The sequence below is a fragment of the Arthrobacter sp. CAL618 genome, from assembly GCF_000468215.1.
Taxonomy (GTDB): Bacteria; Actinomycetota; Actinomycetes; order Actinomycetales; family Micrococcaceae; genus Arthrobacter_D.
Genome location: NZ_ASZW01000014.1, coordinates 31011 through 33185, shown reverse-complemented (window position 1 = coordinate 33185; position 2175 = coordinate 31011). Strand labels below are relative to the sequence as shown.

Here is a 2175-nt window from a genome sequence, read left to right as displayed (position 1 = left end):
GTCAGCGTCGAGGTAGGTGCCGCCAGCCTTGACTGGCACCAGGTTTTCGTCCAGCTCGTAGATCAGCGGGATACCGGTGGGGATGTTCAGCGACGCGATGTCGGCGTCGCTGATGCCGTCGAGGTGCTTCACCAGCGCGCGCAGCGAATTTCCGTGAGCTGCGATGAGGACCGTCTTGCCCGCTTTGATGTCGGGGGCGATGTCAGATTCCCAGTATGGGAGGAACCGGTCGAGGACGTCCTTGAGACATTCGGTGCGGGGAACGGCGTCGCCGAGGTCCGCGTAGCGCGGGTCGTTGGCCTGGGAAAACTCGCTGCTGTCCTCGATGGGCGGCGGCGGGGTGTCATAGGAGCGTCGCCACTCCATGAACTGGGCTTCACCGAACTCGGCGAGCGTCTGCGCCTTGTCCTTGCCCTGCAGGGCTCCGTAGTGGCGTTCGTTGAGCCGCCAGTGGCGTTTGACGTCAATCCAGCTGCGGTCAGCGGCTTCGAGAGCGAGGTTGGCCGTGATGATGGCCCGCTTTTGCCGTGAGGTGTAAACGATGTCGGGGAGAAGCCCGGCCTCGACGAGCAGTTCACCGCCTCGGATGGCTTCGGCACGGCCCTGTTCGGTGAGCGGCACATCAACCCACCCGGTGAAGAGGTTTTTCTCGTTCCACTCACTTTGGCCGTGGCGGAGCAGGATCACTTTGTAGGAAGTCATGGGTTTAGTCTGCCGTATGGGAGGCTCAGGTTCATCCGTCGTGCACTTCTGTTACTGGCGGTGGGTTACCACGGGCCGTAGGGACCGCTGCCACCCCGCACCTCGGAGACGGCCGGTTTCACGTCTGCGAGGTAGACGCACGCCGCAATCACTGCGACGATCTGCAGCAGGCCGAAGAGCCCAGATGCGGTCACGAGGACCGTCAGCACGCCAACGGCGGCAGCTCCACCGGTCATCGCGGTCCAGAAGCCCTTGGTGCGCTTCATCGTGGCCTCAAAGTTCGCGGCGGGCCGCCTCACGCAATCGACAAGCGCCCAGATCTCAATACCAACCGCCACCAACCCGAGCGCCAGGTACAGATAATTCCGAATGTCATAAGCGATGTTCACGGGTCCAGCTTATCGGGTGGAGTCGTCGAGTTCTCCCAGCCCGGCCAGGGCCTGCTCCAGATCCGCCCACAGGTCCTCGGGGTTTTCGATCCCAACCGAGAGCCGCACCAGGGATTCCGGCACGGTCACCGGCTCGCCGGTCTGCCGCCGCCGTCGTTCGATCAATGATTCGACGCCACCCAGGGAAGTTGCTGGCAGCCACAGGCGCACCGCCGAGACCAGGGCCTCGGCTGCTGCCACATCTGCCAGTTCGATGCTGATAATTGAGCCGAAGCCGTTCAGCTGGTCGGCGGCGCGCTGGTGCCCGGGATCTTCGGGTAGTCCGGGGAACCGAACCCTGGTCAGAGCCGGGTGGTACTGGAGTTTGCGCGCAAGGTACAGGGCCGTGGCCTGGGACCGTTCAACCCGGAGGGCCAGCGTACGTAGCCCGCGGAGCGCCAGCCAGACCTCGAACGGTCCGGCAATGGCCCCATACAGGGTGCGGTGCTTGAGCAGTTTCGCCTGCAGATCAGGGTCGGAGGTGGCCAGGGCGCCCAGGACGACGTCGGAGTGACCGGCCAGATACTTGGTCACCGAGTGGAGCACGACGTCGGCGCCGAAGTCCAGGGGCCGGCAAACCAGGGGCGTGTTGAACGTGTTGTCAACCACCACCGTGACTCCAGCCTTTTTCGCGGCGCTGATGATGGTGCGCAGGTCGGCCACTTCGAGCATGGGGTTGGTGGGGCTTTCCAGCCAGAGCAGGTCGGTGCCGGCCAGGGCGGCGAGCACCTGGTCAGTGTCGGCGACGTCAACCGTCTGCACAGTGAACCGGCCGCGCGACGCCTCATCACCGGCGAGGCTGAGCGACCCGGCGTAGGCGTGGCGGGGCATGACAACGTTGCCGCCCGTCGGCACCAGCGACAACGCGGCAGCAGCAGCACCCAGGCCTGAGCTGAACACGCGGGCCGGCAGCGCCGCACCCTCGAGCTTGCCGAGGGCTTCCTCGAACGGGTCCCAGGTGGGGTTGGACATGCGGCCATAGATGCGGTCCCCCGCCGCTGGATCCACCGCCTCGTGGAAGGTAGAGGACAGCACGATCGGCGGG

Annotated in this window: 3 protein-coding genes; all 3 read right to left on the bottom strand. The window is 65.3% G+C overall.

The genetic code is table 11. From position 1 onward, the window contains the following. Window positions 1–702, bottom strand: a 702-nt coding sequence (locus tag K728_RS0100440) for a phosphoglyceromutase (protein ID WP_024475485.1), incomplete at its 3' end; no start/stop codon positions are given. A gap of 65 nt (window positions 703–767) precedes the next feature. Next, window positions 768–1091: a DUF2516 family protein gene (locus K728_RS0100435; protein ID WP_019482359.1), complete on the bottom strand. Its 324-nt coding sequence runs from the start codon at window positions 1089–1091 to the stop codon at window positions 768–770. A gap of 9 nt (window positions 1092–1100) precedes the next feature. After that, a partial coding sequence (locus K728_RS0100430) for a trans-sulfuration enzyme family protein (RefSeq protein ID WP_443110891.1) occupies window positions 1101–2175 on the bottom strand: 1075 nt, incomplete at its 5' end.